Consider the following 16252-nt stretch of genomic DNA (forward strand, 5'->3'; position numbering starts at 1 on the left):
ACCGATGGGGTCCTATTTCTCCAACAATATCAAAGAGCGGCCGGCCGATGAGCCCAGCTGCGCGAGCCAAGCAGGCGGAATCCTATTTTGCAAGCGGAGTAGCCCGGCGTGCGCGGACGGGGCTTGCTTTCCGCCCTGACCCTCTCCCGCGAACGGGAGAGGGAGAATGGCTTCCGCTCCCGATCGGCTTGAGGCATAGCCCGTCGCGGGAGGGACGTGTTCCAATGACTTTGACCGGGCTAGACATCATCGTGCTGCTCGCCATCGGCGGTTCGGCCGTGCTGGGCTTCATCCGCGGCTTCGTCACCGAGGTGCTGGCGTTGGTCGCCTGGCTGCTGATCGTGCTCGCGCTCAAGCTGTTCCACACCCCGCTCGCCGCGGGCCTGGCCGGGATGGTCGGTACCGAGCAGGGCGGGGCAGTCCTCGCCTTCGTCATCCTGGTCGGCGTGACCTATTTCGGCGGCCGCCTGCTCGCCCGCGCGATCGGATCGCGCACGCGCGAGAGCTTCCTCGGCCCGATCGACCGCGCGCTGGGCCTGGGCTTCGGCGCGCTGAAGGGCCTGATCCTGGTCAGCATCGGCTTCCTGCTGGTCGTGCTGCTGTTCGACACGGTGAGCGGCGGCCCGGCCAATCGCCCGCAATGGATCACCAAGTCGACCACCTATCCGTTGCTTAACGCGACCAGCGCGAGCATCGCCGATTTCGTCGACCGCCGCCGCAAGGGCGAGCCGGTGTTCGGCGACGAGAGCGACAATGGCAGCATCGCCAATCGCAGCGAGGCAAATTCTACCCGATAGGGGGTCGCGCATCGCGACTTGCTCCCCTAAGTCGGGAGCGGAATGAACGCACCCCTCTACAACACCGAAATCCTGCGCCTGGCGGCCTCCGTGCCGTTCGAGGCGCGGCTGGAGGGGGCGATGGCCTCTTCCGAGAAGCGCTCGCCTGTGTGCGGCAGCCGCGTCACTGTCGACGTGAAGCTGGATGACACCGGCCGGATCGCGGAGATCGGCATGGTGGTGCGCGCCTGCGCGCTCGGCCAGGCATCGTCGGCGCTGATGGAGGCCCATGCAGTGGGCCGCTCGCTGGACGAGCTGGAGGCGGCGCGCGACGAACTCACCGCCTGGCTCGCCGGCGAGCGGACGACGCCGCCCGACTGGCCGGGGCTCGACCTGTTCACGCCGGCGCTTTCGCATCGCGGGCGCCATGCGGCGATCCGGCTCGCCTTCGAGGCGGTGGCCGAAGCGGCGCGAAAGGCGCGCGGCTGATGGAACATTCGGAAGCCTCGCTGCTCGGCGAATATGTTCCGCTGCTCGGCTTTGCGCTGTTGTTCGTGCTGCTGTTCCGCCGGCTCGGGCTCGGCGCGACGCTCGGCTATCTCGTCGCCGGCGCGGTCGTCGGCCCGCAGGTGCTCGGGCTGGTCGGCGATGCCGAGAGCAAGATGGGCATTGCCGAGCTGGGCATCGCGCTGCTGTTGTTCCTGGTCGGGCTCGAGCTGAGCCCCGGGCGGCTGTGGCGGATGCGGCGCGACATTTTCGGGCTCGGCCTGCTCCAGGTGGCGATCTGCGGACTGGTGGTCGCCGCGATGGTCTGGGTCGCGACCGGCAGCTCGATCGGCGCGGCGCTGGCGCTGGGCCTGCCGCTTGCCCTTTCCTCGACCGCCCAGGTGCTGCCGTTGCTGCAATCGGCGGGGCGCCTGCGCACCCCGTTCGGTGAGCGCGCCTTTGCGATCCTGCTGTTCCAGGACCTGTCGATCGTCCCGCTGATCACCATCGTCGCGGCGCTGTCGCGCAACCCGCATGACCAGGGCGGTCCGCCGGGATGGCTGCTCGGCATCTACACGGTGGCGGCGATCATCGGGCTGATCCTGGCCGGCCGCTATCTGCTGCGCCCGCTGTTCCGGCTGATCGGCAATCTCGGCGAGCGCGAGATGTTCATCTTTGCCGGGCTGTTCACCGTCATCGCCGCGGCGGCGATCATGGAGATGCTCGGGCTGTCGGCGGCGCTGGGGGCGTTCATCGCCGGCGTGATGCTGGCGGACTCGCCCTATCGGCATGAGCTGGAGGCCGATGTCGAGCCGTTCCGCTCGATCCTGCTCGGCCTGTTCTTCCTCGCGGTGGGCATGACGCTCAACCTGCATGCGATCGCCGAGCGGCCCTTCTTCGTGATCGGCATGGCGCTGGCGCTGATCGCCGCCAAGGCCGCGATCATCATGGGACTGGGGCTATTGTTCGGCATGCCGCGGCGCCAGGCCTTTGCGCTTGGCGTGCTGCTCAGCCAAGGCGGCGAGTTCGGCTTCGTGCTGTTCGCCCAGGCCCAGTCGGCGATGCTGATCGAGGGGCAGGCGGCGAGCATCTTCGGCGCGATCGTCACCCTGTCGATGGCCACCACGCCGTTCCTGATGATGGCGACCAAGAAGCTGCGCACCGAGCCGGCGCCGAGCGCGGCAGGGCTCGACCTGCCGCGGCACGAGGGGTCGAACGCCGTCGTGGTCGGCTATGGCCGGTTCGGCCAGACGGTGGCGCAGATGCTGCTGTCACAGGACATCCCCGTCACCATCATCGATACCGATGTCGAGATGATCCAGACCGCCAACGACTTCGGCATGAAGGTCTATTATGGCGACGGCCTGCGCATCGACATGTTGCGCCAGGCGGGTGCTGCCGAGGCCGAGCTGGTGCTGTTCTGCAACGACGGCGACAAGATCGACACCGAGTTCCTCGAGGCGGTGCACTATGCCTTCCCTAAGGCGACGGTGTTCGTTCGTGCCTATGACCGGCGCAGCGTGATCAAGATGAAGGGTGCGCCGGTGGGCGGCGTGGTCCGCGAGCTGCTGGAAAGCGCGGTGATGATGGCGCGCCAGGCGATGCAGGCCGTGGGCGTCGATCAGCGCGAGATCGACAAGACCGAGGCCGAATATCGCCGGCGTGACAATGCCCGGCTCGACGTACAGCGCGAGACCGGCGACCTGCGCGCCGGGATCGACGGGATGATCACCCATGCCAGCCGGGCGGCGGCGATCGAGGTCGATCTGGAAAGCTCCGGGTGAAGGGGCGGCCCTTCCGCGAGCGGATGGGCTTTGCGCTCACCGGCATCCGCACCGGCTGGATACGCGAGGCGAGCTTTCGCAGCCAGGCGCGGCTCGCGGTGGCGGCGATCGTCGCGCTGCTGGTGCTGCGGCCGGCGCCGGTCTGGTGGGGGCTGGTCGCGGTCTGCTGCGCGATCGTGCTGGCGCTGGAGCTGGTCAACTCGGCGATGGAAGCGGTGATCGACCTGCTCCATCCGGGCATCCATCCGTCGGTGAAGGTGGCCAAGGACATGCTCGCCGGCGCGGTGCTGGTGATGAGCTTCGCCGCGCTCGCGGTGGGGGTCGCGATGGTGGTGGCGAGCGGACCGGGGTTTCTGAAGGAGATCGGGCTGTGAGGATCGTGACGGTGCTGGCGGCGCTTTCGGGGGCACTTGCCGTGGCGGCGGGAGCCTTTGCCGCGCATGGCGCGAGCGGACAGGCGGCCGAGTGGCTGAAGACCGGTGGGCAGTATCAGCTGATCCATGCAGTGGCAGCGCTGGTCGCGCTGCGAATGGGCGGGCGGGTGCCGGCCTGGCTGTTCGTGGCGGGCGGTGCGCTGTTCGCCGGGACGCTCTATGCCATGGCGTTTGGCGGGCCGCGCTGGTTCGGGGCGATCACCCCGATCGGCGGCGTGGCGCTGATCGCCGGCTGGGTCTGCCTGGCGGTGGGGGCGTGGAGGCGACCGGCCTGAACCCGAGCGACTTCATCCGGGAGCGGCTGCCGTTGCTGCCCGTGCCCGGCATTCCCGAGATACGCCTGCACAAGGCGGCGCCGTCCAGCGGGCTGGGACGGCTGGCGGCGGAGGACGACGCGTTCGGATCGCCCTACTGGGCCTATTACTGGCTGGGCGGGCTGGCGCTGGCGCGGTTCGTGCTGGACCGGCCGGAGGTTGTGGCCGGGCGGCGGGTGCTGGACCTGGGTTGCGGGTCCGGGCTGGTGGCGATTGCTGCGATGAGGGCCGGGGCGGCGAGCGTGCTGGCGGTGGATGTCGATCGCTATGCCGTGGCGGCTACGCGGGTGAATGCGGCGGCCAACGGCGTGGCGGTCGAGGCGGTGCTGGGCGACCTGACCGAGGGGCCAGTGCCCGAAGTGGACCTGATCCTGGCGGGAGACGTGTTCTACGATCCCGAGCCGGCGACGCGGGTGACGCCGTTCCTGGCGCGCTGCCGGGCGGCGGGGATCGAGGTGCTGGTCGGCGATCCGCGGCGGGCGCCGTTGCCGCTGGAGCGGCTGCGGGGGCTGGCGGAATATGCGTTCGCCGAGACGGATAGCGGGGTGATGCGGGTCAGCGAGGTTTTCGGGTTCGAGTAATCTCCCTCTCCCCTTTGGGGAGAGGGCCGGGGAGAGGGGCCTTTCGATGGGGCATCGCGCTTGCCCCTCTCCCGGCTTCTCCCGACTTTCGCCGGGGTCGCCACCCTCTCCCCGGAGGGGAGAGGGAGAAGGGTCACTCCGCCCCGACGATCTTCGCGACACCCGCCGCCGCATTCGGGTGGTACCCCGTCTTGGCACCCTCGTAGAAGCGAACCGCGATCGGCTTGCCCCATTCGCCCTGGGCCATCAGGTCCTTGTAGATCGGGTAGATCAGCAGGCCGCGGCCGACATGCTTCACGAACGCCTCGATGCTCGGGAGTGCGGGCTCGTAACGGTTGGCGATGGCCAGCTCGGCCCAGGCGGAGCGGACATAGGCGTTGTTCGAGGCCGACAGGCCGAGCGTCTCGTCCAGCTCCCTGAGACGGGCCGGGGTCTGCTGGCGGGGCAGGCCGTTGAGGAAGCGCAGCCATTGCTGGGTCGCCCAGCCGGTCGGCTGCACCGCGCTCGCCGGGCCGCCGGCGTTGAACGCGGCGAGCTTGGCATCGACCGCGGCGAGCGTCGCCGAGGTGACGTGCACCGCATTGTCGGGGAGGCCGGCCTGATAGGCCCAGCGATCGAGCTCGAGCTTGGCCTCCAGCGCCTTGTCGCCCCTGATCAGGTTGGCGCGCAGGTCGGCGAGGAAGCCGGCCGTGGTCTGGGGCTGGAAGGCGTGGCGGTCGAAATAGGAGCGCAGATAGGCGTCCCACTTCGCCCGGCCCACCGCCGCCTCGATCGTGCGCAGGAAGGTCGAGCCCTTGAAATAGTCGAGCTGGCCGAAGGTCGCACCCGGATCGCCGTGCAGGCGGGTGGTCGGTGCGTCATTGCCGCCGGCGTCCTTGATGTCCTTCTGCAGCCCGTCCCAGTCGAGATCGGCGTACATGGCGGCGCGCTCCTTGCCATAGACCGCCTCCATGATCCGGTTCTCGAAATAGGTGGTGAAGCCCTCGTTGAGCCACGAGTCCGACCAGGTCGCGTTGGTGACGAGATTGCCCGACCAGCTGTGCGCCAGCTCGTGCGCGACGACGTCGGTGTTCGAGCGATCGCCGGTGATGATCGTCGGGGTTAGGAAGGTGAGGGTGGGGTTCTCCATGCCGCCATAGGGGAAGCTCGGCGGCAGGACGAGCATGTCGTAGCGGCCCCAGCGATAGGGGCCGTAGAGCGCCTGGGCGGCGTCGATCATCTTCTCGACATCGGCGACTTCGTGCGCGGCGGCATCGAGCTGGCTCGGCTCCGCCCAGACGCCGGAGCGCGGGCCCGTCGCCTTGAAGGCGAGGTCGCCCACCGCGAAGGCGATGAGGTAGGGCGGCACCGGCCGGTCCATCTTGAAGCGGAACCGGCGCTTCTGGTGCGGGACCAGCGTGCCGGTGGCGCCGTCGAGCCGGTCGCCGCTCATCACCGCGACGAAGCCGTCGGGCACGGTGAGCGTCGCGGACCAGGTCTGGCGGATGCCGGGGCTGTCCTGGGTGGGGATCCAGCTGCGGTTGTTGATCGGCTGGCCCTGGCTGAACAGGTACGGCTTCTGCTTGCCGGCGGTCAGCTCGGGCGCGAGCCAGCCGAGCGCGCTGGCACCGGGCCTGGTCTTGTAGCGGATCAGGATCTGCTTGTTGCCGTTGAGCTGGACGGTCAGCGCCGAGCCGAGGCCGATCTCGGTCTCGCGCGGGCCGATCTTGTAGGGGAGGGGCTTGCCCTTGGGGCAGGTGACGCTCTCGATATCGAGATCGTCGATGTCGAGGACGATGTCGGTTGCGCCCTTGGCCGCCAGCACGTCGAGCGTGGCGATACCGGACAGGGTCTTGCTGGCGAAATCGACGTCGAGGTTGAGGTCGACATGGGTGACGCGCGCCGCCTCGGGCTGGGCATGGGTCCACACGTCCTTCGCCTCGGGCGTGGTGAGGATCGGGGCGGGCTTGCCGGTCTGGGCGGCGGCGGGCGCGGCGATCACGATCGCGGCGGCGAGGGCGGGGAGGATGCGCATGGTGGCGTGCTAAGCGGATCGGCGATGAACGGCAACTGAGTGGTGACGATGCCGGCCGTGGCAGAGACGAAGCCGGTCAGAACCCTCGCGATCACCCGTCGAGCATGTCCCGTACCTTCGCCGCCAGGTCGGTATAGGTGAAGGGCTTGGGGAGCAGCTGGACGCCGGGATCGAGGCGGCCGTGATGGACGATCGCGTTGCGAGCATAGCCGGTGGTGAAGAGGACCTTCATGTCGGGCCGCCGGGCCTGGGCCTCGGCGGCGAGTACCGCGCCGGTCATGCCGCGCGGGAGGACGACGTCGGTGAACAGCAGGTCGATCCTGCCCGGCTCGGCGTCGAGCGCCGCGAGGGTGGCGGGGCCGTCGCCCGCCTCGATCACCCGGTAGCCGAGCTCGCGCAGCACCTCGACCGTATAGGCGCGGACATTCTCGTCGTCCTCGCACACCAGGATCGTCTCATGGACGCTGCCCTGGGGCACCAGCTCGGCCGGGGCTTGGGGCGCCGCCGTGCCGGTCGTGCCACGGAAGCGGGGCAGGTAGATCTTCACGCTCGTGCCGTGATCGGGCTCCGAATAGATGCGGACGTGCCCGCCCGACTGCTTGATGAAGCCATAGACCATCGACAGGCCGAGCCCGGTGCCGCGACCGACATCCTTGGTGGTGAAGAAGGGCTCGAAGGCATGGGCGAGCGTGTCCGCATCCATGCCGTTGCCGGTGTCGGAGACGCTGATCAGGACATATTGGCCGGGCGTCACTTCGATGTCGCGCGCGGTGTAGTGGCTGTCGAGATGGGTGTTGGCGGTCTCGATCGTCAGCTTGCCACCCTCGGGCATCGCGTCGCGCGCATTGATCGCCAGGTTGAGCAGCGCATTCTCGAGCTGGTTTGCATCGACCTCGACCGGCCAGACGCGCCCGGCCTGGACGATCTCGACCTCGATCGTCTCGCCCAGGCTGCGGTGGAGCAGGTCGGACATGCCGGCGATCAGCCGGTTGGGATCGACCCGCTCGGGCGCCAGCGGCTGGCGGCGCGAAAAGGCGAGCAGGCGCTGGGTGAGCACCGCCGCGCGCTGCGCCCCGTTCATCGCCGCCCCCGCCGCGCGCGCCAGCCGGGGCTGGTCCTCGGGCAGGTTGCGCTGGAGGATGTCGAGATTGCCGGTGACGATCTGGAGCAGATTGTTGAAGTCGTGGGCGACGCCACCGGTGAGCTGGCCGACCGTCTCCATCTTCTGCGACTGGCGCAGCGCGTCCTCGGCGGTCTCCAGCGCCTCCGCCGCCTCGCGCTCGGCAGTGATGTCGCGCGCGACGCAGTAGAGCAGATTGCCCTCGGGCACCGTCGTCCAGCTGAACCAGCGATAGCTGCCGTCCCGGGCGCGCAGGCGGTTCTCGAAGCGCCAGGTCGGCTCGCCCTGCTGGAGCTTCTCGAGCTCGGCATGGGTGCGCGCCCGATCGTCGGGATGCTCGATCCATTCGGAGCTGCGGCCGACCAGTTCGGCCTCGCTCCAGCCGAGAATCTCGGTCCAGGCCGGGCTGGCATTGCGCCAGATGCCCTGCTTGTCGGCGATCAGGAAGGGATCGCGGGCGAGCGTCCACAGCCGGGTGCGATCGGCCAGCGCCTCGCGTGCGGCAAGGACCTTGAGCGTGGTCTCGCTGACGATGCACAGCACACCGCCGACCGAGCCGTCGTCGTCGAACACCGGCGAATAGCTGATGTCGAAATAGACCGTCTCGCCGCGACCCTGGTCGCGCTCGATATAGAAGGGGCGGTCCTTGGCCCAGAACGGCTCGCCGGTATCGCGCACGCCCTGGAGCAAGGGTCCCAGATCGTCCCACAGCTCGCCCCACCAGATGCTCGCCGGCTGGCCGAGCGCGCGGGGGTGCTTGTCGCCGATCGTGGGGGCATAGGTGTCGTTGTAGAGCGCGCAGAATTGCGGACCCCAGAACATCACGATCTCGGCATGCGATGGCAGCATCAGGCGCACGGCGGCGGTGAGCGCGTTCGACCAGTCGCAAACCTGGCCGAGTGGGGATTCCTCGCCGATCGCGGACGTCAGCCGGCCCAGTTCGCCAAAGGCGTCGAACGTAGCGGCTGATGCGATCGCAGTGGCCATGCGGTTCCCGAATGAGTCTCTATCGTTGCGCAGGCGAAATCGAACCCGCTGGATGCATCAACGCGGGGCGCGTCGTTCTGCTCCCGGGACGCAGCGGAAATCGGTGGATCAGTGGCCGAAGGTAGCGAGCGCGGTGCGATAGCTGCGGCCGAGCGGGACGATCGTGCCGCAACGCAGCTGGACGGCGGGGCGACCGCCGGCCTCGCGATAGATTTGCGAGACATGGCCGCGGTTCACCACCACCTGGCGATGCACCCGGACGAAGCCGAGCCCGGCGAAGCGCTCGGCCAGTTCGGAAAGCGGCGCGCGGACCAGATGGACGCGGCCGTGCGCGAGGATCTCGCTGTAATTCCCCGCCGAGCGGATCTGCGCGACGTCGCAGGCACGCACGCGCAGGAACGGTGTCTCGGGCAGGTCGAGCCATTGCTCGCCATCGACTCGTGCATTGGCCGGGGGCAGCAGGATCGGCAGCGGTTCGTAATAGTCGTCCGGATCCTGGGCGCGGCGGCGGTCGGCCAGGTGCCGGCCCCAGGCCATCAGCGTCAGCAGCGCGGTCGAGCCGAGGATCGCCGAGCGCGGCAGGAAGCTGATCAGCGACGGCGGCAGGGCAGGGCCGTCCGGTCCGCAAAGCTCATAGGGCAGGATGGCGAAGGCGAAGCGCGAGCTGGCCAGCTCGGCGAGCGTCACCGGCACGAAGGCGAGCGCGCCGAGCAGCAGGGGTGACTGCCGGGGCGCCTGGAGCATCTCCTGCACCGGCTTGCGACTGGCCCAGGCAATGGTGAGCATCGCGCCCCAGACGAGCAGGCGGGCGAGCCGCGCCTCGTCCGGATGCTGGGTGGCGAAACTGTCGGCACCGGCCTGCATCCCGCCCATGCCGAAGCCGAGCAGGAAGGTGAACAGCGCCAGCGCCGCCGCTGCACTCAGCGGGACCCGAATGTCCCAGATCGACTCGTTCGCCGCCCTCTCCATGCACGCAGGATAACCCGCGAACGCGCGCGCGCGAACTGCCGTTCGTCACACCGGTCGCCCGTTCGTCCCAGTCCGCTCCACCGGGCCCCCCGCGCGGCGGCAAATCCGCGCCGACAGGGGGGTCAGGGATGAGGGTTCCAGTCATGCGTCATTCGGTATTCTGCCTATCGCTGCTCGCGGTGCCCGCCGCGCATGCGCAAACCGCCCGGGCGCCCCAGCCGCCCGCCAATGGCGATGTGGTGCGCGCCGCCGACGATGCCTTTGGCCGGCGGGTCGGGATCGAGGAGGTCGGGCTCTATTCGGAGAGCGAGGTGCGCGGCTTCGACCTGCAGGCGGCGGGCAACTACCGGATCGAGGACCATTATTATGTCCGCGTCGCCGGGATGCTCCAGCCGCTCAACGGCGGCACCGCGATCCGGGTCGGCGCCAATGGCCTGCGTACCGATTTCGCCGCGCCCTCGGGCGTGGTGCAATATGCGCTGCCGAGCGGCGGCGCGGGCGCGCGGGCCTCGCTCGAGGCGGGCTGGTGGGGCGGTTCGGGCCCGGTGGCGCTGCTGCGCGGCGCGGTGGGATCCGACAAGCTGTCCCTTGCCGGCGGCGTGCAGCTTGGCATCAGCCAGCGCTATACCGACGGGACGGGGGGCGACTTCATCGCGGCCGGGCTGGTGCCGCGCTGGTCGCCGGCGCCGGGCGTGCAGATCACCGGCCTGTGGAGCCACAACTGGTTCCCGCGCGAGGGCGATACCTTTTTCGCCAATCCCGCCGCGGCGCCGCGCGAAGTGAAGCGCTGGACCGAGCGCACGCAGAGCTGGATGGGCAACAAGAACGGGTCGGACCTGATCGGCGCCTTTGCCGATGTCGATGCGGGCGCAGGCTGGCGGTTCGGCGCCTCGGTGTTCCGCAACGCGTTGCCCTATGACTATAGCGCGTTCAACTTGCTGCGCTTCACCGGCAACGGCACCGAGGTTGCGCAGAGCGGCCTGCTGTTCGGCCCGGAAAATCGCTGGGCGGTGTCGAGCGAGGTGACCGCCGCCAAGCAGTTCACCACCGGCAATCTCACCCACCGCATCCTCGCCATGGCGCGGCGGCGCGATTCGACCGTGATCGCCGATCCGGGCGTGGCCTATTCCGCTGGCACCTATGCCGATGTGAACCATATCCCCGAAGTCACCGCGCCGGCCGTCTCGCGCGGCACGGCGCGGATGCGCGACGATGTCGGGCAATGGACTGGCGGGATCGGCTATCGCCTGTCGATCGGCGCGTTGGCCGAGCTGCGGCTCGATGCGCAGCGGGTCGACTATGCCAAGCGCGTCCGCGCGGTGGACGGGCGGGTGACCGAGCAGACCACGCGGCCCTGGCTCTATGGCGGGGCCTTGTCGGTAGCGATCAACGAGCGGCTGACCGGTTTCGCCAGCTATGCGCGCGGACTGGAGGAAGCGGGCGTCGCTCCCGCCAATGCCAGCAATCGCGGCACGGTGCTGCCCGCTGCCATCTCTCGCCAGGCCGAGCTGGGGGTGAAATACCGGTTCGAGGGCGGGCCGACGCTGATCGCCGGGGTGTTCGACCTCTCCAAGCCGACGCCGGGGATGGACGCGAGCGGGGCGTTCGACTTTGTCGGCACGGTGCGGCACCGCGGGGTGGAGCTGTCGCTCGCCGGGCCGCTGACGCCGCGGCTGAGCGCGGTGCTGGGGGCGACCTATCTGGACGCGAAGATCGAGGGCGAGCTGGTCGACCGCGGCGTGATCGGCACGCGGCCGATCGGCCGGCCGGAAGTGACGGCGCTGGCCAATCTCACCTGGCGGGTGCCGGGGGTGGAAGGGCTGACCGTCGATGGCGGGGTGAATGTGCGCGGCGAACGCTATGCCGATCGCGAGAACCGGGTGTCGCTGCCGGGCTATGCGCTGTTCAATCTCGGATTGCGCCAGGCCTTCGAGCTGGACGGCCATCCGGTGACGCTGCGCGCACGGGTGACCAACCTGACTGACAGGTTCGCCTGGAACCCGACCAATTCCGGGCTGATCACGCCGATCCTGCCACGGACGCTGACACTGACGCTGACGGGGGAGATCTGATTGGTCCCCCGCTTCCTGTGCTCCTGCGAAAGCAGGAGCACAGGGTAGCGAAGTACCGGATGACCCTGGGTTCCTGCTTTCGCAGGAACACGGTGTGGGGAGATATCAGCGCTCCTGCGCGTCCAGGAACGCCGCCACCTCGGCAAGGTCCACCGTCTTGTCGAGGTAGGTCTGCCCGATCCCGCGGGCGAGCAGGAAGGGCAGGGTGCCCGCGCTCATCTTCTTGTCGTGGAGCATGTGCTCCACGAGCCGCGCACCGGAGGCGGTGATCCCCGCCGCCTTCAGCCCACCCGGCAGGCCGACAGCAGCCAGGTGCGCGGCAACCCTTTCGGCGTCCTGGCCGGGGCAGATGCCCTTGGCCGCCGAGAAGCCGAACGCCAGCGCCATGCCGGCGGCGACGCCCTCGCCGTGGAGCAGCTTGTCCGAGAAGCCGGTCTCGGCCTCCAGTGCGTGTCCGAAGGTGTGGCCGAGGTTGAGCAGCGCACGGGTGCCGGTGGTCTCGCGCTCGTCGGCCGCGACGATGCGGGCCTTGGCGCCGACCGAATGGGCGATCGCATGTTCGCGCGCCGCCGGGTCGCCGGCCATCAGCGCAGCCGCATTGGCCTCACACCATTCGAAGAAGGCGAAATCGTCGATCAGCCCGTACTTCACCACTTCGGCATAGCCGGCGCGCAGATCGCGTGCCGGAAGCGTGTCGAGCACTTGCGGGTCGATCAGTACTACGCTCGGCTGGTGGAAGGCGCCGACCAGGTTCTTGCCGGCCCGCGTGTTGATCGCGGTCTTGCCGCCGACCGAGCTGTCGACCTGGGCGAGCAGGGTGGTGGGCACCTGGACGAAGTTGCAGCCGCGCTTGAGGATCGAGGTCGCGAAGCCGACGAGATCGCCGATCACGCCGCCGCCCAGCGCGATGACATGGTCGCTGCGCTCCACGCCCAGCTCGAGCAGCCTGTCGAGCAGCGCCTCGAGCTGGCCCCAGCTCTTGGTGCCTTCGCCGGGCTTGAGCACGATCGCCTCGCTCGGGCCGAGGCTCGCCTGCAGCGTGGCGAGGTGGGGCAGGACATTCTCGTCGGTGACGATCACCCAGCGCCGGCCCTTGTCGAAGGGCGCGAGCGCTTCGCCGGCGCGGGCGAGGAGCCCGGCTTCGATGCGGACGTCATAGCTGCGGTCGCCCAGGGCGACGGGAACGATTGTCACGGATTGAGCGCCTTCAGGATCGCGTCGACGGTGGTGTCGTGCGGCGCTGCTATGCTGGGCACCCGGATCGGCGCAAGCGCGTAATAGGGATTGCGGACCGCGGCGAGCTCGGAGAGCACCGCTTCGGGGTCGCGCCCGCGCAGCAGCGGACGGGTGTCGCGGCGGCGGACCCGGTCGGCGAGCACCGCCGGCTCGGCATCGAGCCACACCGCGATCGCATGCTCGAGGATCAGCGCGCGGGTATGCTCGTTCATGAAGGCGCCGCCGCCGGTGGCGATGATCTTGGGGGCGCCATCGACCAGCCGGGCGATCACCCTGCGCTCTCCGTCGCGGAAATGCGCCTCGCCGAACCGCTCGAAGATATCGGCCACGGTCATCCCCGCCGCCGCCTCGATCTCATGGTCCGCATCGACGAAGGGCAGCCGCATACGCTGCGCCAGGCGCCGCCCGACCGTGGTCTTGCCCGCACCCATCAGGCCGATCAGCACGATCGCCTTGCCCGTCCATGCGGTATTCGCTGCCTGTGTTTGTAACATGTTCGGAAGGGCTATACAGCGAGGTCGGTCGTCGGGCAAAAGGCCCGCGAACTCACAATTTCCGGACCGGTTTTCATGTCCCGCTTGATCGTTGCGTTGATCGTCATTCTCGTCGTCCTGGTCGGCGGCCTGTTCTTCCTCGCGGGCCGCGAGACGAAGAAGGAGCCGGTGCGCATGGAGAAGGTGGTCCCGCTTGAAAATCTCGCGAAGTAAGGGTCGCCACCTCGCCCTCGGCGCGCTGCTGCTCGCCGGGGCGGCGGTGCCCGCGCTGGGGCAGCAGGACAAGCCCGAATCGCTGCTGCCGCCGGGCTTCGACCAGCCCGAGCAGGCGCCGGCCCCCGCGCCGCGTCCCGCACCTGCGCCGGCTGCGACCGCGCCTGCATCGAGCCCGGCGCCCGGTGCCGTGCCGATCACCAGCGTACCGGTGCTGAGCGGTGACGGCGCGCTCTCGAACACCGCTGCGGTCGAAGAGACCCTGCCCAGCGGGCCGGTCGATCTCTCGCGCTACGAGCTGCCCGACTTCGCCAAGCACTCGCTGAACCGCACGGGCGTGCTCGCCGCGGGCAATGCGCCGTTCCCGGCAAAGGCGTTCGGTGCCACCGATGGCCGCACCCTCGGCGTGCTGATGCAGCGGCTGAGTGCCCCGGTCGCCTCGCGCTGGGTGTCGATCGCGCTGCGCCGCGCGCTGATGTCGCCGCTCGACACGCCGAAGCACATCAACGGCGCCGATTTCGCCGCGGAGCGCGCCTGGCTGCTGCTGCGCATGGGCGAGGCCAATGCCGCCCGCGCGGTGATCAACGACGTCGATGCCGACAATTACACGACGCGCCTGCTCCAGGTGGCGATGCAGTCCTCGCTCGCCTCGGCCGATCCGGGCGGGCTGTGCGGCATCGCCGAGCGCGGCAACCAATATGTCCACCAGCGCGGCTGGGCGCTCGCGCGGGCGATGTGCGCGGGCCTTGCCGGCAAGCCCAACGAGGCGGGCCAGCTGCTCGACCAGGCGCGCGGCGGCACGCCGGCCAGCGACATCGACAATCTCCTCGCCGAGAAGGTGCTCGGCACCGGCGCGCAGGGTCGCCGCGCGGTCACGGTCGAATGGAGCGGGATCAGCCGGCTCAATGCCTGGCGCTGGGGCCTCGCCACCGCGACCGGGCAGGAAGTACCGGCGTCGCTCTACAACACCGCCGGCCCGCAGGTCCGCTATTGGCAGGCGCTCGCCCCGCAGCTGACGCCGCGCGCCCGCGCCGCCGCTGCCGAGCTCGCCGCCACCGCCGGGGTCTTCTCCAGCGCCGGGCTGGTCGATCTCTACAGCGAGATCGCCGAGAGCGAGGACGCGAACAGCACCGAGGGCGGCGTCGCCCGCGACCTGCGCACCGCCTATGTCGATGTCCAGGTTGCCGACCGGCTCAAGGCGATCCAGACCTTGTGGAGCGAGGCGACGACGCCGCGCACCCAGTACGCCCGGCTGATCCTCACCGCCCGTGCCGCCTCCTGGATTCCGGCCGATGCCAAGATCGAGGAGCCGGAGAAGCTGATCGCCTCGATGCTCTCCGCCGGCTACGAGGCCAAGGCGATGGAGTGGCGCAACGTGGTGCCGCGTGGCAGCATCGGCTGGGCCTTGCTCGCGCTCGGCGATCCGGTGGCGCAGGGGCCGGTCGCGTACGGCGATTTCGACGCGTTCAAGGATGCCGCCGGCCAGCGCCGCGCGCAGCTCGCCTTTGCCGGGCTCGCCGGGCTCGGCCGCTTCGAATCGAGCGACGCGCAGCGCGGTGCCCAGGCACTGAACGTGGCGATCGGCGCGCAGAACGACTGGACCCGCGCGATCGACGCGGCCGGCAAGCGCGGCGATTCGGGCATGGTCGCGCTGCTCGCCGCGGTCGGCATGCAGTCGCGCGTCTGGGACAATGTAGCCCCCGAGGCGCTGTTCCACATCGTCGCGGCGATGCGCGCGGCGGGGATGACCAGCTATGCGCGGATGATCGCCGTGGAGGCGGTCACGCGGTCGGCTTGAGCTTCTCTGATGATCGCGCGCTGATCGAGCGCTTCCTCGAGATGATGCGGGCGGAGGCGGGGGCCGCCGCCAACACCATCGCCGCCTATCAGACCGACCTGCGCCTCGCCTCCGAGTTCCTCGGCGGCGGGCTGGGCGGGGCGGGGCGGCCGGAGCTGGAGAGACTTGGCGGCGAATGGCAGCCGCTCTCCCGCGCCACCGTCGCGCGCAAGTCCGCGGCGCTGCGGCGCTTCTTCGCCTTTCTTGCCGACGAGAAATTGCGCACCGACGATCCCAGCGCCGCCCTGCCGCGCCCCGGCACGGCGCGCGCGCTGCCCAAGGTGCTCAGCGTCGAGGATGTCGACCGGATGTTCGCGGCGATCGCCGACCGGATCGCGCGAGTGCCGGCCGATCCCAACGACCTGCGGCTCCAGGCGCTGATCGAGCTGCTCTACGGCTCGGGCCTGCGCGCCACCGAACTAGTCTCGCTGCCCCGCAACGCCGTGACGCCCGACCGGCCGTATCTGATCCTCAAGGGCAAGGGCGGGCGCGAGCGGCTGGTGCCGATCTCGGACCGCGCCCGCGCCGCCGTCTCGGCCTGGCGCGCGCATGTCGATTCGGGGCGGCCCTTCCTCTTCCCCTCGGGCAAGGGACATCTCTCGCGCGTGCGGCTCTACCAGCTGGTCCGCGCGCTGGCGGGGGAGGCGGGCATCCCGCCCGACCGGGTGAGCCCGCACGTGCTGCGCCACGCCTTCGCCACCCATTTGCTCGAGGGCGGCGCCGACCTGCGCGCGCTCCAGGCGATGCTCGGCCATGCCGATATCGCGACGACCGAGATCTACACGCACGTGGACAGCCGGCGGCTGGTCGAGCTGGTCAACCAGCGACATCCTTTGGGGGAGGCGCTGGGGAAGCATCGGTAACCGTCACCCCCGCGAAAGCGGGGGCCCATCTCCTGCGCGATCGGCAAACGCGCAGGAGCGATTCTGGGACGG

General features: G+C 69.7%; 15 protein-coding genes. 10 read left to right on the plus strand and 5 right to left on the minus strand.

Features of this window, described 5'->3' with window-relative positions:
• Nucleotides 1-224: 224 nt before the first annotated feature.
• The 6 genes from ACEN8G_RS05805 to ACEN8G_RS05830 are packed head-to-tail and all read left to right on the plus strand — an operon-like array spanning nucleotide 225 to nucleotide 4375.
• Nucleotides 225-797, plus strand: coding sequence for a CvpA family protein (locus ACEN8G_RS05805; protein WP_413417104.1), 573 nt, complete (start codon nucleotides 225-227; stop codon nucleotides 795-797).
• A gap of 42 nt (nucleotides 798-839) precedes the next feature.
• Nucleotides 840-1265 carry an iron-sulfur cluster assembly scaffold protein gene (locus ACEN8G_RS05810; RefSeq protein ID WP_413417102.1) on the plus strand — a complete coding sequence of 142 codons (426 nt, stop codon included), beginning with the start codon at nucleotides 840-842 and terminating at the stop codon, nucleotides 1263-1265.
• A complete protein-coding gene (locus tag ACEN8G_RS05815; RefSeq protein WP_413417100.1) occupies nucleotides 1265-3046 on the plus strand; it encodes a monovalent cation:proton antiporter-2 (CPA2) family protein in 1782 nt (593 codons plus the stop codon). The genes ACEN8G_RS05810 and ACEN8G_RS05815 overlap by 1 nt, the downstream gene beginning before the upstream one ends.
• Entirely contained in the window at nucleotides 3043-3420 is a 378-nt protein-coding gene (locus ACEN8G_RS05820; protein ID WP_413417098.1) for a diacylglycerol kinase, read from the plus strand. Before ACEN8G_RS05815 ends, ACEN8G_RS05820 begins: the two co-directional genes overlap by 4 nt.
• Nucleotides 3417-3755, plus strand: a complete 339-nt coding sequence (locus ACEN8G_RS05825) for a DUF423 domain-containing protein (RefSeq protein WP_413417096.1) — start codon at nucleotides 3417-3419, stop codon at nucleotides 3753-3755. The genes ACEN8G_RS05820 and ACEN8G_RS05825 overlap by 4 nt, the downstream gene beginning before the upstream one ends.
• On the plus strand, nucleotides 3737-4375 hold the full coding sequence (locus ACEN8G_RS05830) for a class I SAM-dependent methyltransferase (RefSeq protein WP_413417093.1): 639 nt from the start codon (nucleotides 3737-3739) through the stop codon (nucleotides 4373-4375). Before ACEN8G_RS05825 ends, ACEN8G_RS05830 begins: the two co-directional genes overlap by 19 nt.
• A 133-nt stretch (nucleotides 4376-4508) precedes the next feature.
• Here ACEN8G_RS05830 and ACEN8G_RS05835 read toward each other — a convergent pair whose 3' ends face one another.
• From ACEN8G_RS05835 to ACEN8G_RS05845, 3 genes are all read right to left on the minus strand, one after another.
• The gene (locus ACEN8G_RS05835) at nucleotides 4509-6389 is read right to left on the minus strand and encodes a M1 family metallopeptidase (RefSeq protein ID WP_413417419.1); all 1881 of its coding nucleotides are present in this window, start codon (nucleotides 6387-6389) and stop codon (nucleotides 4509-4511) included.
• A 91-nt stretch (nucleotides 6390-6480) separates the two neighbouring features.
• A complete protein-coding gene (locus tag ACEN8G_RS05840; protein ID WP_413417417.1) occupies nucleotides 6481-8496 on the minus strand; it encodes an ATP-binding protein in 2016 nt (671 codons plus the stop codon).
• Nucleotides 8497-8604: 108 nt separating this feature from the next.
• A complete protein-coding gene (locus ACEN8G_RS05845) occupies nucleotides 8605-9465 on the minus strand; it encodes a LytTR family DNA-binding domain-containing protein (RefSeq protein WP_413417415.1) in 861 nt (286 codons plus the stop codon).
• A gap of 143 nt (nucleotides 9466-9608) precedes the next feature.
• Here ACEN8G_RS05845 and ACEN8G_RS05850 point away from each other — a divergent pair, with 143 nt between their 5' ends.
• Nucleotides 9609-11537: a TonB-dependent receptor domain-containing protein gene (locus ACEN8G_RS05850; protein WP_413417413.1), complete on the plus strand. Its 1929-nt coding sequence runs from the start codon at nucleotides 9609-9611 to the stop codon at nucleotides 11535-11537.
• Nucleotides 11538-11642: 105 nt separating this feature from the next.
• Here ACEN8G_RS05850 and aroB read toward each other — a convergent pair whose 3' ends face one another.
• Both aroB and ACEN8G_RS05860 read right to left on the minus strand, forming a co-directional pair.
• Entirely contained in the window at nucleotides 11643-12731 is a 1089-nt protein-coding gene (aroB, locus tag ACEN8G_RS05855; protein WP_413417411.1) for a 3-dehydroquinate synthase, read from the minus strand.
• Entirely contained in the window at nucleotides 12728-13267 is a 540-nt protein-coding gene (locus tag ACEN8G_RS05860) for a shikimate kinase (RefSeq protein ID WP_413417409.1), read from the minus strand. Before ACEN8G_RS05860 ends, aroB begins: the two co-directional genes overlap by 4 nt.
• A 75-nt stretch (nucleotides 13268-13342) precedes the next feature.
• On the opposite strand from ACEN8G_RS05860, the gene ACEN8G_RS05865 reads away from it, so the two are divergent.
• Genes ACEN8G_RS05865 through ACEN8G_RS05875 form a run of 3 tightly spaced genes read left to right on the plus strand, consistent with a single transcriptional unit; the run spans nucleotide 13343 to nucleotide 16180 of the window.
• On the plus strand, nucleotides 13343-13480 hold the full coding sequence (locus tag ACEN8G_RS05865) for a hypothetical protein (protein ID WP_183994400.1): 138 nt from the start codon (nucleotides 13343-13345) through the stop codon (nucleotides 13478-13480).
• Nucleotides 13461-15278, plus strand: a complete 1818-nt coding sequence (locus ACEN8G_RS05870; RefSeq protein WP_413417407.1) for a hypothetical protein — start codon at nucleotides 13461-13463, stop codon at nucleotides 15276-15278. The genes ACEN8G_RS05865 and ACEN8G_RS05870 overlap by 20 nt, the downstream gene beginning before the upstream one ends.
• Nucleotides 15275-16180 (plus strand): tyrosine-type recombinase/integrase, encoded by a 906-nt coding sequence (locus ACEN8G_RS05875; protein WP_413417405.1) that lies wholly within the window; start codon nucleotides 15275-15277, stop codon nucleotides 16178-16180. The genes ACEN8G_RS05870 and ACEN8G_RS05875 overlap by 4 nt, the downstream gene beginning before the upstream one ends.
• The last annotated feature ends 72 nt before the right edge of the window (nucleotides 16181-16252 follow it).

Origin of the sequence: Sphingomonas sp. Sphisp66, assembly GCF_047324325.1 — a bacterium.
Lineage (GTDB): Bacteria > Pseudomonadota > Alphaproteobacteria > Sphingomonadales > Sphingomonadaceae > Sphingomonas.